Consider the following 18,983-nt stretch of genomic DNA (forward strand, 5'->3'; position numbering starts at 1 on the left):
CAAAGACTAAATTAATCACCAAACGGTATACACTCCTGAATATTTTTTACAAAAAATATAACCTAAACCGTAAACATCACATCATTAAAGTATCTATCTTTTTCTTATTTGTGCGGTGGCTAACAAGTTTATAAATTTTAATTGATACTAGCTGATCATACCTTTTAACAAATGAAAAACCACAAAGACTAAATTAATCACCAAACGGTATACACTCCTGAATATTTTTTACAAAAAATATAACCTAAACCGTAAACATCACATCATTAAAGTATCTATCTTTTTCTTATTTGTGCGGTGGCTAACAAGTTTATAAATTTTAATTGATACTAGCTGATCATACCTTTTAACAAATGAAAAACCACAAAGACTAAATTAATCACCAAACGGTATACACTCCTGAATATTTTTTACAAAAAATATAACCTAAACCGTAAACATCACATCATTAAAGTATCTATCTTTTTCTTATTTGTGCGGTGGCTAACAAGTTTATAAATTTTAATTGATACTAGCTGATCATACCTTTTAACAAATGAAAAACCGCAAAAGCTAAATTAATCACCAAACGGTATACACTCCTGAATATTTTTTACAAAAAATATAACCTAAACTGTAAGCATCACATCATTAAAGTATCTATCTTTTTCTTATTTGTGCGGTGGCTGACAGGTTTATAAATTTGGATGCCTAACCATAAAACGTTTAGCTAAAACGGTAACAATTATTTTCTTTATAATTTAAATACCTTATCTATTGTCTAAGATGCGGTTTTATGAGGTATTGATTACAGTCGTTTCTCGAATTACTGTAAATAACGTGAGTAATTCTGACATTTATTGCTTGATCTATCGATAAGAATATTGGCACAAATAGCACAATTTAGTATATAATCGCCCCTTATTTTTAAGACACTTTAAAACAAAAGGTAACAAACAGTATGGGATTTAAATGTGGGATTGTCGGATTACCGAATGTAGGTAAGTCAACGCTTTTTAACGCACTAACTAAAGCAGGCATTGAGGCAGCTAACTTTCCGTTTTGTACTATCGAGCCAAATACTGGGGTTGTGCCGATGCCCGATCCACGTTTAGATGAGCTAGCTAAAATTGTTAAACCACAACGCACTTTGCCAACAACGATGGAGTTTGTTGATATTGCAGGCCTTGTTAAAGGGGCGTCAAAAGGTGAAGGCCTTGGCAATCAATTTTTAGCCAATATTCGTGAAACCGAAGCCATTGGGCATGTTGTGCGTTGCTTTGAAAACGAGAACATTGTCCACGTTGCGGGTAAAATCGATCCTGCTGAAGATATCGAAATTATCAATACCGAGCTAGCATTAGCCGATCTTGAAGCGTGTGAACGAGCAATAACTCGCCAACAAAAACGCGCTAAAGGTGGTGACAAAGACGCCAAATTTGAAGTGGAAATCCTTGAAAAGTGTTTACCTCATCTTGAGCAAGGCAAAAAACTACTCTTATTAGATCTTAGCAAAGAAGAACTTGAAGCCATCAAATACCTTAGTTTTTTAACGTTAAAACCAACTATGTACATTGCCAATGTGAATGAAGATGGTTTTGAAAATAACCCTTATTTAGATAAAGTAAAAGCAATAGCAGAACAAGAAAAGGCGGTTGTAGTGCCAGTTTGTGCAGCAATTGAAGCTGAACTTGCTGAACTTGATGATGCCGATCGTGATGAGTTTATGCAAGATTTAGGTTTAACCGAACCTGGCTTAAATCGTGTGATTCGTGCTGGCTATAGTTTACTTAATCTGCAAACTTATTTTACCGCAGGCGTAAAAGAAGTTCGTGCTTGGACCATTTCGGTTGGTGATACAGCTCCACAAGCAGCAGGAAAAATTCATACCGATTTTGAAAAAGGCTTTATTCGTGCGCAAACCATCGCTTTTGATGATTTTATTAAATACGGCGGTGAGCAAGGTGCTAAAGAGGCAGGAAAAATGCGCGCCGAAGGTAAAGATTATATCGTGCAAGATGGCGATATTATGAACTTCTTATTTAATGTATAGTTGATTATTTTACGTCGCCTTTTGGCGACGTTTTTGTATTGACTTTATATAACTAATTAATATTAAGTTAACATTAAGATAAAATTAATTTTTTTACTTAAACGCAGGTGTTTCCTGAAACTTCTTGTCAAGCGTTTTAATAACAGATTGGTAAATATAAGGACTGCTCACTTTTATGTTACTCACTTTTCAACAAGCCAAACAGCAAGTACTACAAAGCGTATCAACCATAAAATCACTCACTCACGAAAAAATTGGATTATTCGATGCGCTAGATCGAATCACTGCTGAGAATGTGATTTCACCAATGAATGTGCCACAATTTGATAATTCTGCGATGGATGGTTATGCGGTTCGATTAGCGGATCTTAAGCAATCAACCTTATTACCCTTAGCAGGGGCAATTTTTGCAGGCGATGATATAAGCAATCTTCATTGGCCACAAGGTACTTGTTTACGCATTATGACAGGCGCTCCAGTGCCAAATGATGCCGATGCGGTTGTTATGCAGGAGCAGACCGAAAAATCTGATCTAGGGATTACCTTTTTAAGTAACGTAAAAGCTGGCGATAATATTCGTCGTATAGGTGAAGATGTTAAAAAAGGTGCGATCACAGTCAAAAAAGGGACTAAATTAACGATACCAACACTATCGACACTTGCAACATTAGGCATTAGTGATCTTGTTGTCTTTAAGAAATTAAAGGTAGCCATCTTATCAACGGGGGATGAATTAACGCCAATTGGTGAACCGTTATCAGGTAATGGTGCTATTTATGACAGTAATCGCTTTACGCTAAAATTATTACTGAGTAAACTTAACTGTGAAATTGTTGATCTTGGTATTATTGTTGATGATCCAAACCAAATTAAACAAGCGTTGATAAGTGCATCAAATCAGGCTGATTTGGTGATAACCAGCGGCGGTGTTTCAGTCGGTGATGCTGATTATACCAAAACAGCCTTAGAAGAGCTGGGTACAATCAACTTTTGGAAAATGGCAATAAAACCAGGCAAACCTTTTGCTTTTGGTAAAATCGGCAATGCGCTATTTTGTGGTTTGCCGGGTAATCCTGTTTCAACCTTGGTGACATTTTACCAATTAGTGCAGCCTTTGATTTTGGCGCTTTCAGGGCTTGAAGATTCATCCAAAGATTTAAGCTTTAAAGTTAAAACAGCAACAAATCTTAAAAAAAGTATTGGCAGATTAGACTTTCAACGTGGCATGTTGCAAATCAATGCACAGGGCGAATTAGAAGTAAGTACAACTGGAGCGCAAGGTTCGCATATTACTCAATCATTTAATCAAGCAAACTGTTTTATTGTGCTTGAACAAGAACGAGGCAATGTAGCTAAAGGTGAACTTGTTACTGTTGAGCTATTTAATGCGCTATTAAAGTAGCCTAGGTTCAGATTAATGCACTATTTAATATCAAAATAGTGCAACCAATATCGCACCTGCCGCGATCATGGCAACGCCAATCCCTGCTAATAACGAGATCTTTTCACCAAATAAAACCACAGCAAACACAACCGCAAACACAACACTTAATTTATCAATTGGCGCAACTTGCGACACCTTGCCTTCTTTGATCGCCATAAAGTAAAATAGCCAAGATAACGCACCTGCAATACCGCTTAGCGCAATAATAAGTAATGCCTTTTTATCATTAAAAAAAGTGTTGATAAGATTTAATTTACCTTGAACAACAACCACACCGACTAAAAAAATGGCCATTACAACGGCACGAATTGCAGTTGCGGTGTTAGCATCAAGATGCTGTAAACCTATTTTCCCTAAAATAGCTACACTTGCCGCAGTAATAGCAGAAAGTAATGCGTAAATAAGCCATGCACTCATATTAGTATTTATCGACTTTAAATAGATATTGTTGATTATTGGAATTAGTATTACATTGTTGCGATTTATTCATTACACCACGACAATCTTCTAAAACACCGTGAACTTTTGACCAATGATAGGTCTTACCTTCGTCGTTTTTGCCACCACATCCGACTAATGCTAAGCTAAACATTAAACAAGACATCCCAATAATGGCTGATTTCATTTACTCCTCCTTTTTTGGCAAACGCATTGAAATAATAAACGGTATTACGTTTGTTTTTATTTGAATTATTCTACTTCAGAATCAATACGATTAATAGCTTGGCTACCACCTATTTTTATTAGATGAAAAGAGCGATTACCTTTGTAGGCATTTAATAATTGTGGAGGTTCGTCTAATGGTTCATCAGCTAGCTCAAATGCCCCCCAATGAATAGCTATTGCACAATGACAATTGAGTTCGTCATATAATTGTACAGCTTGTTTGGGGTCAATATGTTGTGATTGCATATACCAACGTGGTGCATAAGCGCCAATAGGGATTAAAGCCAAATCAATTGAAGGAAATCGCTTAGCGATCTCTTTTAATTCAGCAGAGTAGCATGTATCCCCCATAAAATAGACTGTCTTTGATTGATCTTGATTATCAATATTAGATTGAATCACCCAACCACACCATAATGCTTTATTTACATCAAATAATCCACGATTGCTCCAGTGTATAGCCGATGTTGCCGAAAAAGTAAGCCCATCAACAGTTACGCTATCCCACCAATCTAATTCAGTAATCTGTTTTGCTCCCAATTTTAATAATGCTTTTTTTAAACCAAGAGGAGCCATTATTGCAATATTAGGAAAACGCACAATTAATTTCCGAATGCTATGATAATCAAGATGATCATAATGGTTATGTGAAATTACAATAAAATCAATCTGCGGTAGTTGTTCGATTTCTAAAGCTGGAGGTGTGCGACGTTTCGGTCCGATCAATTGTAATGGCGAAGCTCGTTTAGAAAAGATAGGATCTGTCAAAATCATTTTACCGCCCAAACGAATCAATGTTGTTGAGTGACCAATCCACCAAACTCTATCATCGGGCAAGTCAAGATTTATTTGCTCAAACCACGTCTGATTAAAGTTGTGATAACCCTCTTTAGGAGGTAAAACTTTACGTTCAAAACGCCAACGCAAAAACTCACTTATTTTTATTTTAAAAGATTCGTCGTGCCTAAACCCTTTAGCTGTATGATGTTTTTTGTTAGTAATTAAATCTTGCTTTTTATTATCTATCATTGTTACAGTATCTTTACCACTAGTTAGTTTATTTATTTGCCGTACGTTCAATTATTACAGCAACATTTCGAGCATTAGCTATTGCATTCGGTTTGGATACTTTAACTTTAAGCCAATTAACCGAAAATTGTTGAATAATACGCTCAGCAATACGCTCAGCAACACATTCAATCAATTCAAAATTCGAACATTCAACCAATTGTGTTATAGTTTGACTAACCACAAAATAATCTAAGCAAAGTGATACGTTATCACTTTCTCCAGCAGGTTTATTATCCCACGCCATTTCAAGATCAATAATTAATTTTTGTTTGATGGTCTTTTCCCACTCATATACGCCGATGGTGGTTAAAACAGTTAATCCTTCGATTAATACCCTATCTTTGCTATATGTATTCATACCTGATTCCAAAACATAAGTTACATTAAATAGAGATTACCGAATCTTGTTAAATTACGCTATAATTTATTGCAAATAATATAAGATATACAAAATTATGACTCGAATTTTTCAACCATTTACCATTGAGCCAAATAGTCTTGTTACCCTAGATGATAATGCATTTAACCATCTTATTCGCGTGTTACGCATGAAAGTAGGTGAAAATATTATTTTATTTGATGGTTCAAACCATATTACTCCTGCAGTTATATATGAAATCAATAAAAAAACAGTTACAGTAAAAACCTCTTTGCCCATTTTAGATAATCGTGAATCACCATTAGATATTCACTTAGGGCAAGTGATTTCACGCGGTGAAAAAATGGAGTTTACAATTCAAAAATCAGTCGAATTAGGCGTAGCGAGTATTACCCCACTCCTTTCTGAACGTTGTGGCGTCAAACTTCATGAAGAAAGGCTCGAAAAGAAAATCCAGCAATGGCAAAAAATTGTTATTTCTGCTTGTGAACAATGCGGTCGAAACGTGATCCCAGTTATTCATCCAGTAATGAAGTTAGAAAGTTGGTGTGCTAGTTTAACCGAAGGCTTAAAACTCAATCTACACCCCAAAGCTGAATATGGTATTAAACAGTTGACTAATACGCATAAACAAATTCACTTACTAATTGGACCTGAAGGTGGTTTATCTGATAATGAAATTAGCATGACACATAACTATCATTTTTCAGACATTTTACTCGGCCCTAGAGTGTTGCGAACAGAAACTGCAGCATTAACGGCTCTCACCGCCTTACAAGTACATTTAGGCGATCTTGGATAAATATATCTTATACAAATGATAAGTAATGATTGCTTTGCAACTGAACTTGTAACGAGTATGATAACAACAAATATTAAATTTTAATTTGGGTATTATGATTAAAAACCTGTTAAAAAGTTTCAGGAATACCCATGTTTCAGTATAAAACAATTTTATAAAGACAAAATAGGTAAGGAGTCATCATGATAAAGCTGGGCATTGTAATGGATCCAATTAGTCACATCAAAATAAAAAAAGATACCAGTTTTGCCATGTTACTTGAGGCGCAAAAAAGGGGTTATGAACTTTTTTATATTGAAATGAATGACCTTTTTCTAGATACTGGCGAAGCTTATGCCACAACTCGCTCTTTAACAGTTTATAACGATAAAGATCATTGGTTTGAATTTGGGCAAGAACAGACAATTCCACTAAGTGACCTTGACACAATTTTAATGCGTAAAGATCCACCTTTTGATACTGAATATATCTATGCTACATACATTCTAGAGCGTGCCGAAGCTAACGGTGTGTTAGTCGTAAATAAACCACAAAGTCTACGCGATTGTAACGAAAAGCTTTTTACCGCTTGGTTTGCCGAGTTTACACCAAAAACCTTGGTTACACGTCAAACACAGCATATCAAAGCTTTTCACGAACAACACCATGATATCATTTTAAAACCACTTGATGGCATGGGGGGATCATCCATTTTTCGAATCAAACAAGACGATCCCAATGTTTCAGTGATTATTGAAACGTTAACCGAACATAACACACGTTATTGCATGGCTCAAAACTTTATTCCTGCGATTAAAGACGGTGATAAACGTGTATTAGTGGTTGATGGTGAACCTGTACCTTATTGTTTAGCACGAATCCCTCAAAAAGGTGAAACTCGTGGCAACCTTGCTGCTGGAGGACATGGCGAAGTTAGAGCCTTAAGCGAAAGCGATTGGCATATAGCTAAAAGCATCGCCCCAGTTTTAAAAGAAAAAGGCCTACTATTTGTAGGACTTGATATCATTGGTGATAAGTTAACCGAAATTAACGTTACCAGCCCAACCTGTGTTCGTGAAATTGAAGCAGCTAACCCAGGCCTTTCAATTACCGGTATGTTAATGGACGCAATAGAACATCGATTAAATAAAAAGAGTTAAACAATGATTAGAGAATATAAACCCACAGATTTAAACAGTGTAATGACGATATGGTTGCAAGGTAATTTGCAAGCTCATAGCTTTATCAATCCTGAGTTTTTTAAACAAAATTGTGATTTAGTAAAAATGTTAATTCCAATGTCTACTTTATACGTTCAAGACCTTGATGGAGTTAAAGGGTTTATCGGTATAACTGAAAATTATATTTCAGGTCTATTTGTAGATGAAGCTTTTCGCCGGCAAGGAACAGGTAAAGCTCTTGTTGAAAAAGCAAAACAACGCCATAACGAACTGTTGGTACATGTTTATAAAAAAAATACTAATGCGATCAACTTTTATCTTTCTCAAAATTTTGAAATTGTTTCAGAATCGATCAATGAAGAAACAAATGAACCAGAATTATTAATGCACTGTAATGTTGAACACAACGTTAAAATTGGCAAATGTGCATTATAAAATTAACTTGAATGTAAAACTATGAATTTAAAAAACCATTTTATTATCGCAATGCCAACACTTGATGATTCTATGTTTAGTCATTCAGTTATTTATATTTGTGAACATAATCGTGATGGCGCTATGGGGATTATGATTAATAAACCAATTATTGAACTTAATGTGGCAACCGTTCTTGCACGTTTAGAAATTACATCACCTACAAGTTGCGCAGAACTAGAACAACCTGTATTTTGTGGTGGCCCCATTGCTGATGAACAGGGTTTTATTTTACACACACCTTTAGATGGGTTTGCTTCTAGTATTCAGATTTCAGATGATGTGATGATTAGTACTTCGCTTGATGCACTTAAATCAATCGGCTCTCCTGAACAGCCCCAAAATATCTTTTTGGCTTTAGGTTATTCAAGCTGGCAGTCTCTACAACTCGAAAATGAAATTGCTCGTAATGATTGGTTAGTGGTTGATGCCGATCCTCAAATTATTTATGAAGTTGCCATTGATGAACGTTGGCAAAAAGCCGCTCAATCACTTGGAATCAATATGAATACTATTTCACACCAAATGGGAAATGCATGACCCATGGCAACCATTATCGCATTTGATTTTGGCACTGCCAGTATTGGAGCGGCTATTGGACAAGATATAACTAAAACAGCCAATCCTTTATGCTCGTTTAAAGCCCGCGATGGTATTCCTAACTGGCAAACTATCGAAAAGGTCTTAAATGAGTGGAAACCCGACTTTTTAATAGTTGGGTTACCCTTAAATATGGATGGTACAGAACAACCTCTTACGGCTAGAGCACGCAAATTTGCTAACCGATTACACGGTATGTTTGGCTATCAAGTCCATCTACAAGATGAGCGCTTATCAACTGTTGAAGCTAAATCTCATATATTTGCATCTCGTGGTTTTCGTGCACTGAAAAAAGGTCATGTAGATGCTACATCGGCAATCATTATTTTAGAAAGTTGGTTTGAAAATAATTAGTAATTTTATTTAATTGGTTATTTTGTAAATAATTAATCGCCATTAAATTTCATCCTTGCTAAAATAGTAACAACTTTTTATTGTAAGGACTACTTACCGTGTCAAACAACAATTCTCTTAGTTATAAAGATGCTGGTGTCGATATTGATGCTGGCAATGAACTTGTTAATCGTATTAAATCTGTTGTTAAAGAAACCAAACGACCTGAGGTTATGGGTGGACTGGGTGGCTTTGGCGCACTGTGTGCTATTCCACAAAAATATAAAGAACCTATTTTAGTATCTGGTACCGATGGTGTCGGAACTAAATTACGTCTAGCCATGGATTTAAATCGCCACGAATCAATCGGCATCGATTTAGTAGCAATGTGTGTTAACGATCTGATTGTACAAGGTGCTGAACCTTTATTCTTCCTTGATTATTATGCTACCGGCAAACTTAATGTTGATGTTGCAGCCACTGTGGTAACTGGTATTGCTGAGGGTTGTAAACAATCGGGTTGTGCTTTAGTTGGCGGTGAAACAGCCGAAATGCCGGGTATGTATCATGGTAATGACTATGATTTAGCAGGATTTTGCGTTGGTGTTGTTGAAAAGTCGGCTATGATTGACGGTAGTAAAGTACAAGATGGTGATGCATTAATTGCATTAGCATCAAGCGGTGCTCATTCTAATGGCTATTCATTAGTGCGTAAAATAATTGAAGTCAGCGGTGTAAATCCTGCCACTGAACAGTTAGATGGCAAAACTCTTGCCGATCACCTACTTGCACCAACTAAGATCTACGTTAAGTCCGTTCTTGACCTTATTACTCAAGTTGATGTGCACGCCATTGCCCATATAACTGGCGGTGGATTCTGGGAAAATATTCCTCGTGTTTTGCCTGAAAATACTCAAGCAGTCATTAATGAAGCTAGTTGGCAATGGCCAGCAATATTTAATTGGTTAAAACAATCGGGAAATGTTAGCCGTCACGAAATGTATCGAACTTTTAACTGTGGTGTTGGCTTAATTATTGCTTTACCAAAACAGTTAGCCGATAAAGCAATTACTTTACTAAATAATCATGGTGAAAAGGCTTGGCTATTAGGTGAAATTAAACACGCTACATCAGGCGAGCGCGTTGTAATAAAATAGCGTACAATCTATTGGAGATATTATTCAACTTTATAAGTTGGATAATATCTATAAACTATTCCCATAATTATCGATTTAAACAATAATCTATGGTATGACTCTAAGATATTATTATTTTATTTTCAGTCGTCATCATTCATCTATTAGAAACCCAAAAAATCAACGCATTTTACTTCAAAATTAATGTAAAATAGCTCAAAGCAATCTAAGTTTTTGATACAATAATATAAAATATTATAACAAAGTAATGTCATAACACTATAAAATAAAAGGTTTTTTAATGATCATATCAGACGCTAATAGTGCGGTGTCATCCGTCGCTTATCGGGCAAACGAAGTCATTGCTATTTACCCAATCACACCAAGCTCAACCATGGCCGAGCAAGCTAGTACTTGGGCTGAGTTTAATAAACCAAATGTCTTTGGTGATACACCAAGAGTGATTGAAATGCAATCCGAAGCAGGTGCAATTGCAACCGTTCATGGGTCATTAATGACAGGTGCACTTGCAACTTCGTTTACTTCATCACAAGGTTTGCTTTTAATGATCCCATCGCTGTACAAAATAGCCGGTGAACTGACTCCTTTTGTTTTGCATGTTGCCGCACGTACTGTTGCAACGCATGCTCTTTCAATTTTTGGCGATCATTCTGATGTGATGGCAATTAGGCAAACTGGTTTTGCGATGCTTTGTTCTAGTTCAGTGCAAGAAGCGCAAGATTTTGCCTTAATTTCGCAAATGGCCAGTTTTAATAGCCTTGTTCCTTTTGTTCATTTTTTTGATGGATTTAGAACCTCACATGAAGTTAATAAAATCTATCCAATAAGTGATGACCAAATCCGTAATTTATTACCACACGAAGCCATTAAAGCCTATCGCTCACGAGCATTAACGCCTGATAAACCGGTAACTCGAGGTACATCAGCTAATCCTGATACATACTTCCAGTGCCGAGAAGCGATAAATACTTATTATGATAATGTCTATCAACATGTTGTTGATGCTATGGATGCTTTTGCAGCAGAAACAGGCCGAAAGTATCAACCATTTGAATATTATGGTGCTAGTGATGCTGAGCATATTATTGTTATTATGGGATCTGGTGCTAGCACCGCAAAAGAAGTAGTTGATGTTTTACTTAAACAAAACGAAAAAGTCGGGGTTGTGATCGTTCGGCTATTCCGCCCATTTTCAGCCAATCATCTGCTCGAAGTTATTCCAAGTACTGTTAATAAAATTGCTGTGCTTGATAGAACTAAAGAGCCGGGAGCACAAGCCGAACCGCTTTATTTAGATATTATGACCGCATTTGCTGAAAGCCTGTCGCGCAAAGAATGCGCAACTATGCCACTTATTATAGGTGGACGTTATGGGTTATCATCTAAAGAATTTGATCCTCGTTGTGTACTTGCTATTTTTACTGAACTTGGATTAGATAAACCCAAACCACGTTTTACCGTTGGTATTTATGATGATATAACTGGGCTTTCTTTACCTTTACCTGACCAATCAATACCACAAAAATCTGCTCTTGAAGCGCTATTTTATGGGCTTGGCAGTGATGGCACGGTATCTGCAACCAAAAATAATATTAAAATTATTGGTGATAATTCTCCTTTTTATGTACAAGGATATTTTGTATATGACTCTAAAAAGGCAGGAGGTTTGACGACTTCACACTTACGAGTCAGCTTAGATCCAATTGATTCACCCTATTTAATTACCAGTGCACACTTTATTGGCTGCCACCAAGATCAGTTTATCGATAAATATCAAATTGTTAATAAGTTAAAAGACGATGGCATCTTTTTGCTTAACACGCCGTATAGCAAAGATGAAGTTTGGCATAGACTTCCAAAAGAAGTGCAAGCTCAATTAATACAAAAACGAGCACACTTTTACATTGTCAATGCGGCAAAAATAGCTCGTGAATGTAATTTAGGTGCAAGAATTAATACCGTTATGCAGGCGGCATTTTTTCATCTAGCTGGAATTTTTAAAAACGATTTTAATATCGCCCAATTAAAAGAAGTCATTGCCAAAAGTTACAGCAGTAAAGGACAAGATTTAGTTGAAAATAACTGGAAAGCGCTCGACTTAGCTATAGCTTCGCTTGAACAAATACCACTTAGCTGTGTTGACCAAAGCAGTTCAACAATGCCATCTATTGTACCTGCTAACGCGCCTGATTTTGTTAAAACAGTCACTGCTGCAATGTTAGCTGGTTTAGGCGATAATTTGCCTGTATCAGCATTTCCACCCGATGGAACTTGGCCTATAGGTACAACTAAGTGGGAAAAACGTAACATTGCTGAAGAGATCCCTATTTGGCAACCCGAACTCTGTACCCAATGTAATCATTGTGCGGTTGCTTGTCCTCATGCAGCTATTCGAGCTAAGGTTGTTGATCCTGATGAAATGATCAATGCGCCTGATTCATTAAGCTCACTTGAAGTAAAAGCTCGTGATATGAAGGGACAACGATATGTTTTACAAGTTGCACCAGAAGATTGTACGGGCTGTAATTTGTGTGTCGAAGTTTGCCCAGCTCGTGATCGTAATAATTTTGAAATTAAAGCCATTAACATGCAATCACGTATCGATAATCTTGAGACTCAACGCACTAACTTTGAGTACTTTACTGCATTGCCTGATCGTGATATCAGCACGCTTGAACGCATTGATGTGCGCACATCACAATTACTTACACCGCTATTTGAATATTCGGGTGCTTGCGCAGGTTGTGGCGAAACACCATACATCAAATTGTTGACCCAACTTTATGGTGACCATTTAGCCATTGCCAATGCCACTGGCTGTTCCTCAATTTATGGTGGCAACCTCCCATCATCTCCTTACACTACTGATCGAAATGGTCGTGGTCCAGCTTGGGCAAACTCATTATTTGAAGATAATGCAGAGTTTGCATTAGGATATCGTATTACTTATAACCAACATAAAAAACGAGCGTTACGCTTACTTGATTATGTAGCTGGCGACATTTCGCCCGAAATAGTCATCGCCTTAAAATCGCCAGAAACCTCTATAGCGGAAAAACGTCAACAAGTCGAGTTATTACGTGAACAGCTTGCACACTTAGATTCTTCGCAAGCACAAGAGTTGATGATAGATGCAAATTATTTGGTAGATAAGTCAGTTTGGGCTATTGGTGGCGATGGTTGGGCTTACGATATTGGATTCGGCGGGCTTGATCATGTTATGAGTTTAACTGATAACGTAAATATATTGGTATTAGACACTCAGTGTTATTCAAACACTGGAGGTCAACAATCAAAAGCTACGCCGATGGGTGCGGTATCAAAATTTGCTGATTTAGGTAAGCATAAAGCACGTAAAGATCTTGGTGTTAGTGTAATGATGTATGGCCATGTCTATGTTGCACAAGTTGCATTAGGTTCACAACTTAACCAAACTCTTAAAGCCTTACAAGAAGCCGAAGCTTATGATGGACCATCTTTAGTTATTGCTTATAGTCCTTGTGAGGAACATGGCTATGATCTGGCTAAATCGCATGAACAAATGAAAGATCTAGTTAAATCAGGATTCTGGCCTTTGTATCGTTACGACCCACGCCGTATGGCAGAAGGCAAACCAGGATTGGTGCTAGACTCAAAAGCACCAAATAGTGAGTCACTAACTGGTATCTTACTAAAAGAACAACGTTTCCGTCGTTTAGAAACACTTGAACCTGTAATTGCAAATACCTTGCATGAACGTTCAACAAAAATGGCAGAGTCTAAATATAAATTCTTACAGATGCTAGCAACCTATTCGGATATTGAAACACCAGCAGATAGCTAACAATGATCACCAACGGTAAAATAGTTACCCTCGGTAATTTACAAATCATTATAAAGGACTGTTATTAATACAGTCCTTTTTATGTGCTTTTTTTGAGCAATAAGGCACCAAATAGGTGCGTATTTAGCTTAATCTGTCCTCAATAATAACTATCTTATCGTTAACTTTTTGTTATCTAATACTGTACAAATCAGTAATCTTAGTGATTTTTTAAAACTTGGTATTATTTTTGCATGATTGATAATTGACCATATAAAAATTAATTAAATGGGAGGTGAATCATGATATCCAATTTAAACGTCAGTAGAAGAAAATTAATCACATTTTCCAGTGCGGCAATTGCAGGGCTATCTATTAATCAATTATTATCTAAAGCTCATGCAATAGAATCGCAAAACTCGATTTCATTCTCTCTACCTATGCTTGAAAATGTTGCAACGCCTGATATTAACAACCCAATAAGGCTCAATTTCAATGAAAATGCGCTTGGTATGTCACCACGTGCAAAACAAGCTGCAATTGATGCTGTACCAAAAGCTAATCGCTATGCCAAAGCCGAAATGCCACTACTTAACAAACGATTAGCTAAACATCATAAAGTCGATGAAACTCAAATTTTATTAACTGCAGGATCATCGGAAGGTATTCGAAGTGCTATTTCTGCATTTGTTAAGCCAAATACTCAATTAGTCATTCCAGAGCTTACTTATGGTGATGGAGAACATTTTGCACAAATCTTTAATTTAAAAATTACTAAAGTACCAAGTTTGCCAGATTGGCAGATCGATATAAAAGGCATACAAAAAGCTGCTGAAGATTATAATGGATTTTCAATTGTTTATTTGGTTAATCCAAATAACCCTACTTCGACAGTTTTTGCAACAGGTGAAATTGAACCTTGGATAAAAAGCAAACCTAAAAATACGATCTTTATTGTTGACGAAGCTTATGCTGAATTTGTTAATGACCCTGTATTTAAGTCAGTTGATGAATTAATTGCAAAAGGTTGTGACAATATTATATTACTTAAAACATTTTCAAAAATCCATGCAATGGCTGGATTACGAGTCGGTTATGCAGTCAGCTCAGTTGCAAATATTCAAAATATGGCTCAATATGTAGCTGGCGAAAAACTCAATTATTGTGGTGTTTGCGCTGCACTTGCATCAATAGATGATCAACCATTTTTAACATACTCTAAAAAAGCGATCGATGTGTCACGTCAAATCATGGAAAAAGCGTTATCAAATCTAGGTTTACACTATTTAAAATCACAAACTAATTTTATGTTTCATCAAAGTCCGATTAATTTAAAAGATTATCGTGAATTAATGAAAAATAATTTCATATTGATTGGTAGAGACTTCAATCCTGCAACAAATTGGTGTCGAATATCACTTGGTTCACCAAGCGAAATGCTCTATGTAGCAAATACAATGAACGAATTAAAAAATAAAGGCAAGATTTAACAATAGCTATTTTATTACAGATAAAAAATAAGCTCTTTAATATTGATTAATTTAAAGAGCTTTTTATTATTATCTTATTCTTTAAAAAAGGAAATTTAACTACCCATAACGCGACGCGCCATCCAGTAACGCTTCTTCCAATAACTGTCATTTAAATTTGAATAAGTTACACCTTTTGATGTTGAAGCATGTAAAAATTTACCATCTGCATAATAAATGCCAACGTGTAAACCGCTTGCTCCGCGACCTGTTTTAAAAAATACTAAATCACCAGCTTTAGGTGTGTTCACCTTAACACCTAATTTAGCTTGTTCAGCAGCACTTCTTGGCAAATTTTTTGAAAATTTGTTTTTAAAAAAGTTCATCACCAAAGCTGAACAATCACTACCGGCTAAAGTTGTTCCACCATAACGATATGGCGTGTTTTGCCATTTTTTATAGTGAGATTCTATTTTAGTTAACATAGCTCGGTTAGATTTAGTATTTTTAGCAGAAACTTGACTTTGGGTAGTACTACAGCCAAATAACATAAAAGCAGAAAAAATCAATGTAATTATTAAAAAATGTCTTTTTATATTAATGCAATTGCTGAGCGACATTCCTAATAGTCGATTGTCTTTTTTTGTCATTTCTTTTTATTCCTTTATTTAACGTCGACCAATGCGAATAACGTCTTGCTACTTTTAAGCTTTTAGGTAACACACCTTTTTCCCATTCAGTTTTATCTAATTTAGACAATCTGACTGGGCTCGTATCCGCATGGCTGCGATGATTTAAGCTTTCTTTAAGGCGAATTAATCGTAAAGAAAGAAAACAGATAATAACATCATCAACACTTAATTTATTATAACCAGAAAGCTGATACCGCATTCTAGAACCATAATGCTTGGCAGTTTGCATTAAACTACCAACTACAGCGCCAACCAATGCAGCTGAACCAAGTGAAATACCACCTGTTGCTAAATCAATACTTGCACCAATTGTTGCCCCCGATACAAAGCCTTTAGTCAAATGCATGCCCATTGTTTTTAATGCATCAATATTAAAAAGGTCAGCATTATAACGGCCTTTGATTAAAGGCAAGCTTTCTTCACTTTCTTGGGTTGAATCAAATTGATACAATTTCAATAATTCGTTAATCGCTGTTTGTTCTCGTTTTCTAACTTTATTTTGCATATCAGCAATAGCTTGATCATCGTTTAGTTTAGCCATTTCATAAAAGGCGGTGACATCAACGAGCGTTTCAGCAATAATCCGATTAGCCGTTTGATTACGAGATTTACGAATTTGTGCGATTTTATCTAGCCAATTATCTAATATTTCTTTAGCTGGTTCAACCAGTAAAGCAAGGCTATGGTATAAACGCTCTTCACCATCTAAAGGAGGGAAAATAGCGTCAAATCGAATAATAGCATGAATCCCAATACGTGACAGTAATCTTTTCCATTCATTTTCATTTTGGTTGCTATCAGCAATAAAGTTTAAAACGGCTAATATCGGTTTATCGCTATTGGCTAAAATAGCTAATTCATCATGATATTTAGGCAATACAGGTTCACGAACATCTATCACATAGATAGCAACATCACTATTTAGTAGTTGTTTGATAACTTTTGCTTCTTGATTAAAGGTACTTTCAGCCTCTGGGCTTTGTAAAAAAAGAGTTAATTTGTCGACACCATCAAGTTTTGCATCAGTAGGTAGTAATTGGTTAATATAATCATAAAGCGCTAAACTGTCTTCTAATCCTGGCGTATCATAAAAGATAATCGATTTATTATTCTCAAGTGGTAAAGTTATTGATTCAACATGTCTTGTGGTACCTGGACTATCAGACACATGACCAAAATGACTATTGCGAATTAAAGTGCGTAATAAAGATGTTTTGCCGACATTAGCATGACCAACCATAGATAATTTTAACGTTGATAGCATGTTAGAGATCCTCACCTAGCCAGTCAGGTTGAGCCAACTGTAAAGATAATGATTGCCAATTATGATACTGTTTACCTTGATTAATAAACCAAATACGCGTCTGCTGAGATTTATTAATCAGTTGATTAATAAAATTCAATACTCCCCTATCTGGCGCTCTATCGGTATCAACCGCAATTAATAATTTTTGAGCTGGCGTTAATTGCAAATAATCTAGAATATTACTGCGCTGTTCACGGGTATTTAAAAAACCTAAAAATGAAACAGAGTCAGGATAATGCCAACTTTCTTGTACATCTACGGCAACCAAAAAAGCACCCTGGCCATCTTCAATGGAATTCATAGAAAAATTCCATTGATAATTACTGTTGCCTAGCTTATCAGCATCTTCAATGTTAACAATTAATAATGGTTGTAGTTGGTTGGCTAAGGCTTGATAATCGGAATGAGAAATATTTAGCTGAATCTGACGACAACTAATCAACCAATTAACGCCACAAAATACCATACATAAAAATCGTAGCATCAATCCATAAACAATAAACACACCCAATAACCAAACAGCCCACGACGAACGAATTTCACCAGTGTTTAAAGCATTTTCACTTAATTTTATTATTTCGTCTTTAGGAATGTCAAAACCAAATAATGATGGGAAATAGCCTAGATAGTGCGTTAAACGAACAATGGTATCAGAACTAAGTAATGTAGTTTGCCACTCAAAACTATAGTGCTTGGTTGAAAATAACACAACTAAAACTAATAATGCACAACTTAAAATCACAGTCCAAAATAGGTTAAGCACAAATCCAATAAGCCAACGTATGCGGGAACCAAATAGTTCAACAAATGCAGGAATCAATTGTTGCACCGTTTTTTTTTGAGAAAGTTTTTTAGCTAACCACAGCCAGCAATGAATCAATAAACTACCACCAAAATTGGTAAAGAAAAAAAACGAACCAAGCCAAATAATTAGTGTAATTAAATGGACTCCTAATAAACTAAAAAGTGCCCAATACAAATTGATAGGGTTTTGGCTTAAAGCCCCCAATGCTAAAGAACTACCTAAAAATACAGATAACAATAGCAATAATACAAAAGACAACTTTACAGACTGTATTAGTATTTTTTGTGAAGAATATAGCCCGTTTTGTTTTGACAATATAGTGGCTCGCATCACAATTCGATCAGTGATCGATATCTGTTCCGCTCTTACTTGTCGGTTGATGTCTTGGTCAGCAAACCGTCCAGATTCGCTTTCAATTAAATGGATTGTTTGAGTCAACCAGAGGGATTTTAGCTTTTGTCGCATTAGACTTAATCTTCACCATTATAACCAATAAACTATAAAACAAACGCGACAAAAGTCGCGTCAAAAAGTCGAATCAATTATTGTGTAATTTCACTAATTTTACTTAATAATGTTTGAATTCGTTGTTGCCATATTTGTTGATCTTGTTTTAGTTTTTCGTTTTCATCACGTAATGCTTTCATTTCATCAGAACTATCATTAATCAGTTGCTCCAACTCTTGATTACCTTGTTTTAAAGTAGCAATCTCTTGTTGTAATGTGGCGATAGTATTAACGGTATGTTGGATTTTATTTTCCAATTGATTCAATATTTCTAATGACATATT

The 18,983-nt window shown here is 35.8% G+C and carries 18 protein-coding genes; 10 read left to right on the top strand and 8 right to left on the bottom strand.

From position 1 onward, the window contains the following. The first annotated feature begins 940 nt into the window (after positions 1 to 940). Together ychF and moeA are read left to right on the top strand one after the other, a co-directional pair. Entirely contained in the window at positions 941 to 2,032 is a 1,092-nt protein-coding gene (ychF, locus tag A9G35_RS12010; protein ID WP_034910937.1) for a redox-regulated ATPase YchF, read from the top strand. A gap of 175 nt (positions 2,033 to 2,207) precedes the next feature. Next, entirely contained in the window at positions 2,208 to 3,434 is a 1,227-nt protein-coding gene (moeA, locus tag A9G35_RS12015; protein ID WP_065637068.1) for a molybdopterin molybdotransferase MoeA, read from the top strand. Positions 3,435 to 3,464: 30 nt separating this feature from the next. Here the strand turns inward: moeA and A9G35_RS12020 are convergent, their stop codons facing one another. From A9G35_RS12020 to folB, 4 genes are all read right to left on the bottom strand, one after another. Further along, a complete protein-coding gene (locus A9G35_RS12020; protein WP_034910942.1) occupies positions 3,465 to 3,893 on the bottom strand; it encodes an EamA family transporter in 429 nt (142 codons plus the stop codon). Between the two features lies 1 nt (position 3,894). Beyond that, on the bottom strand, positions 3,895 to 4,101 hold the full coding sequence (locus A9G35_RS12025; protein ID WP_065637069.1) for a hypothetical protein: 207 nt from the start codon (positions 4,099 to 4,101) through the stop codon (positions 3,895 to 3,897). A gap of 65 nt (positions 4,102 to 4,166) precedes the next feature. Beyond that, positions 4,167 to 5,171, bottom strand: a complete 1,005-nt coding sequence (locus A9G35_RS12030; RefSeq protein WP_065637070.1) for an MBL fold metallo-hydrolase — start codon at positions 5,169 to 5,171, stop codon at positions 4,167 to 4,169. Positions 5,172 to 5,199: 28 nt separating this feature from the next. Further along, a complete protein-coding gene (gene folB, locus A9G35_RS12035) occupies positions 5,200 to 5,571 on the bottom strand; it encodes a dihydroneopterin aldolase (protein WP_034910947.1) in 372 nt (123 codons plus the stop codon). Positions 5,572 to 5,668: 97 nt separating this feature from the next. Here folB and rsmE point away from each other — a divergent pair, with 97 nt between their 5' ends. The 8 genes from rsmE to A9G35_RS12075 all read left to right on the top strand — a co-directional run bounded on the left by rsmE (position 5,669) and on the right by A9G35_RS12075 (position 15,410). After that, a complete protein-coding gene (rsmE, locus tag A9G35_RS12040) occupies positions 5,669 to 6,394 on the top strand; it encodes a 16S rRNA (uracil(1498)-N(3))-methyltransferase (RefSeq protein WP_034910951.1) in 726 nt (241 codons plus the stop codon). Positions 6,395 to 6,576: 182 nt separating this feature from the next. Then, entirely contained in the window at positions 6,577 to 7,533 is a 957-nt protein-coding gene (gshB, locus tag A9G35_RS12045; RefSeq protein WP_034910954.1) for a glutathione synthase, read from the top strand. A gap of 3 nt (positions 7,534 to 7,536) precedes the next feature. Then, complete coding sequence (locus A9G35_RS12050) at positions 7,537 to 7,989, top strand: GNAT family N-acetyltransferase (RefSeq protein ID WP_034910958.1); 453 nt, start codon at positions 7,537 to 7,539, stop codon at positions 7,987 to 7,989. A gap of 21 nt (positions 7,990 to 8,010) precedes the next feature. Next, the gene (locus A9G35_RS12055; protein WP_034910961.1) at positions 8,011 to 8,568 is read left to right on the top strand and encodes a YqgE/AlgH family protein; all 558 of its coding nucleotides are present in this window, start codon (positions 8,011 to 8,013) and stop codon (positions 8,566 to 8,568) included. Between the two features lie 3 nt (positions 8,569 to 8,571). Beyond that, positions 8,572 to 8,982 (top strand): Holliday junction resolvase RuvX, encoded by a 411-nt coding sequence (gene ruvX / locus A9G35_RS12060; RefSeq protein WP_034910963.1) that lies wholly within the window; start codon positions 8,572 to 8,574, stop codon positions 8,980 to 8,982. Between the two features lie 98 nt (positions 8,983 to 9,080). Continuing rightward, entirely contained in the window at positions 9,081 to 10,118 is a 1,038-nt protein-coding gene (gene purM, locus A9G35_RS12065; RefSeq protein WP_065637071.1) for a phosphoribosylformylglycinamidine cyclo-ligase, read from the top strand. A 280-nt stretch (positions 10,119 to 10,398) separates the two neighbouring features. Further along, positions 10,399 to 13,941 carry a pyruvate:ferredoxin (flavodoxin) oxidoreductase gene (gene nifJ / locus A9G35_RS12070; protein WP_065637072.1) on the top strand — a complete coding sequence of 1,181 codons (3,543 nt, stop codon included), beginning with the start codon at positions 10,399 to 10,401 and terminating at the stop codon, positions 13,939 to 13,941. Between the two features lie 281 nt (positions 13,942 to 14,222). Then, positions 14,223 to 15,410, top strand: coding sequence for a pyridoxal phosphate-dependent aminotransferase (locus tag A9G35_RS12075; RefSeq protein ID WP_065637073.1), 1,188 nt, complete (start codon positions 14,223 to 14,225; stop codon positions 15,408 to 15,410). Positions 15,411 to 15,505: 95 nt separating this feature from the next. Here the strand turns inward: A9G35_RS12075 and A9G35_RS12080 are convergent, their stop codons facing one another. The 4 genes from A9G35_RS12080 to zapB all read right to left on the bottom strand — a co-directional run bounded on the left by A9G35_RS12080 (position 15,506) and on the right by zapB (position 18,980). Beyond that, positions 15,506 to 16,039, bottom strand: coding sequence for a C40 family peptidase (locus A9G35_RS12080; protein WP_081300219.1), 534 nt, complete (start codon positions 16,037 to 16,039; stop codon positions 15,506 to 15,508). After that, positions 15,987 to 17,345, bottom strand: a complete 1,359-nt coding sequence (locus tag A9G35_RS12085) for a DUF3482 domain-containing protein (RefSeq protein ID WP_065637074.1) — start codon at positions 17,343 to 17,345, stop codon at positions 15,987 to 15,989. Before A9G35_RS12085 ends, A9G35_RS12080 begins: the two co-directional genes overlap by 53 nt. A gap of 1 nt (position 17,346) precedes the next feature. Then, positions 17,347 to 18,657 carry a DUF2868 domain-containing protein gene (locus tag A9G35_RS12090; protein WP_065637075.1) on the bottom strand — a complete coding sequence of 437 codons (1,311 nt, stop codon included), beginning with the start codon at positions 18,655 to 18,657 and terminating at the stop codon, positions 17,347 to 17,349. 77 nt (positions 18,658 to 18,734) lie between these two features. Then, positions 18,735 to 18,980: a cell division protein ZapB gene (gene zapB / locus A9G35_RS12095; protein ID WP_065637076.1), complete on the bottom strand. Its 246-nt coding sequence runs from the start codon at positions 18,978 to 18,980 to the stop codon at positions 18,735 to 18,737. Positions 18,981 to 18,983: the final 3 nt, after the last annotated feature.

It is taken from the genome of Gilliamella sp. Choc5-1, assembly GCF_001690595.1.
GTDB lineage: Bacteria > Pseudomonadota > Gammaproteobacteria > Enterobacterales > Orbaceae > Gilliamella > Gilliamella apicola_M.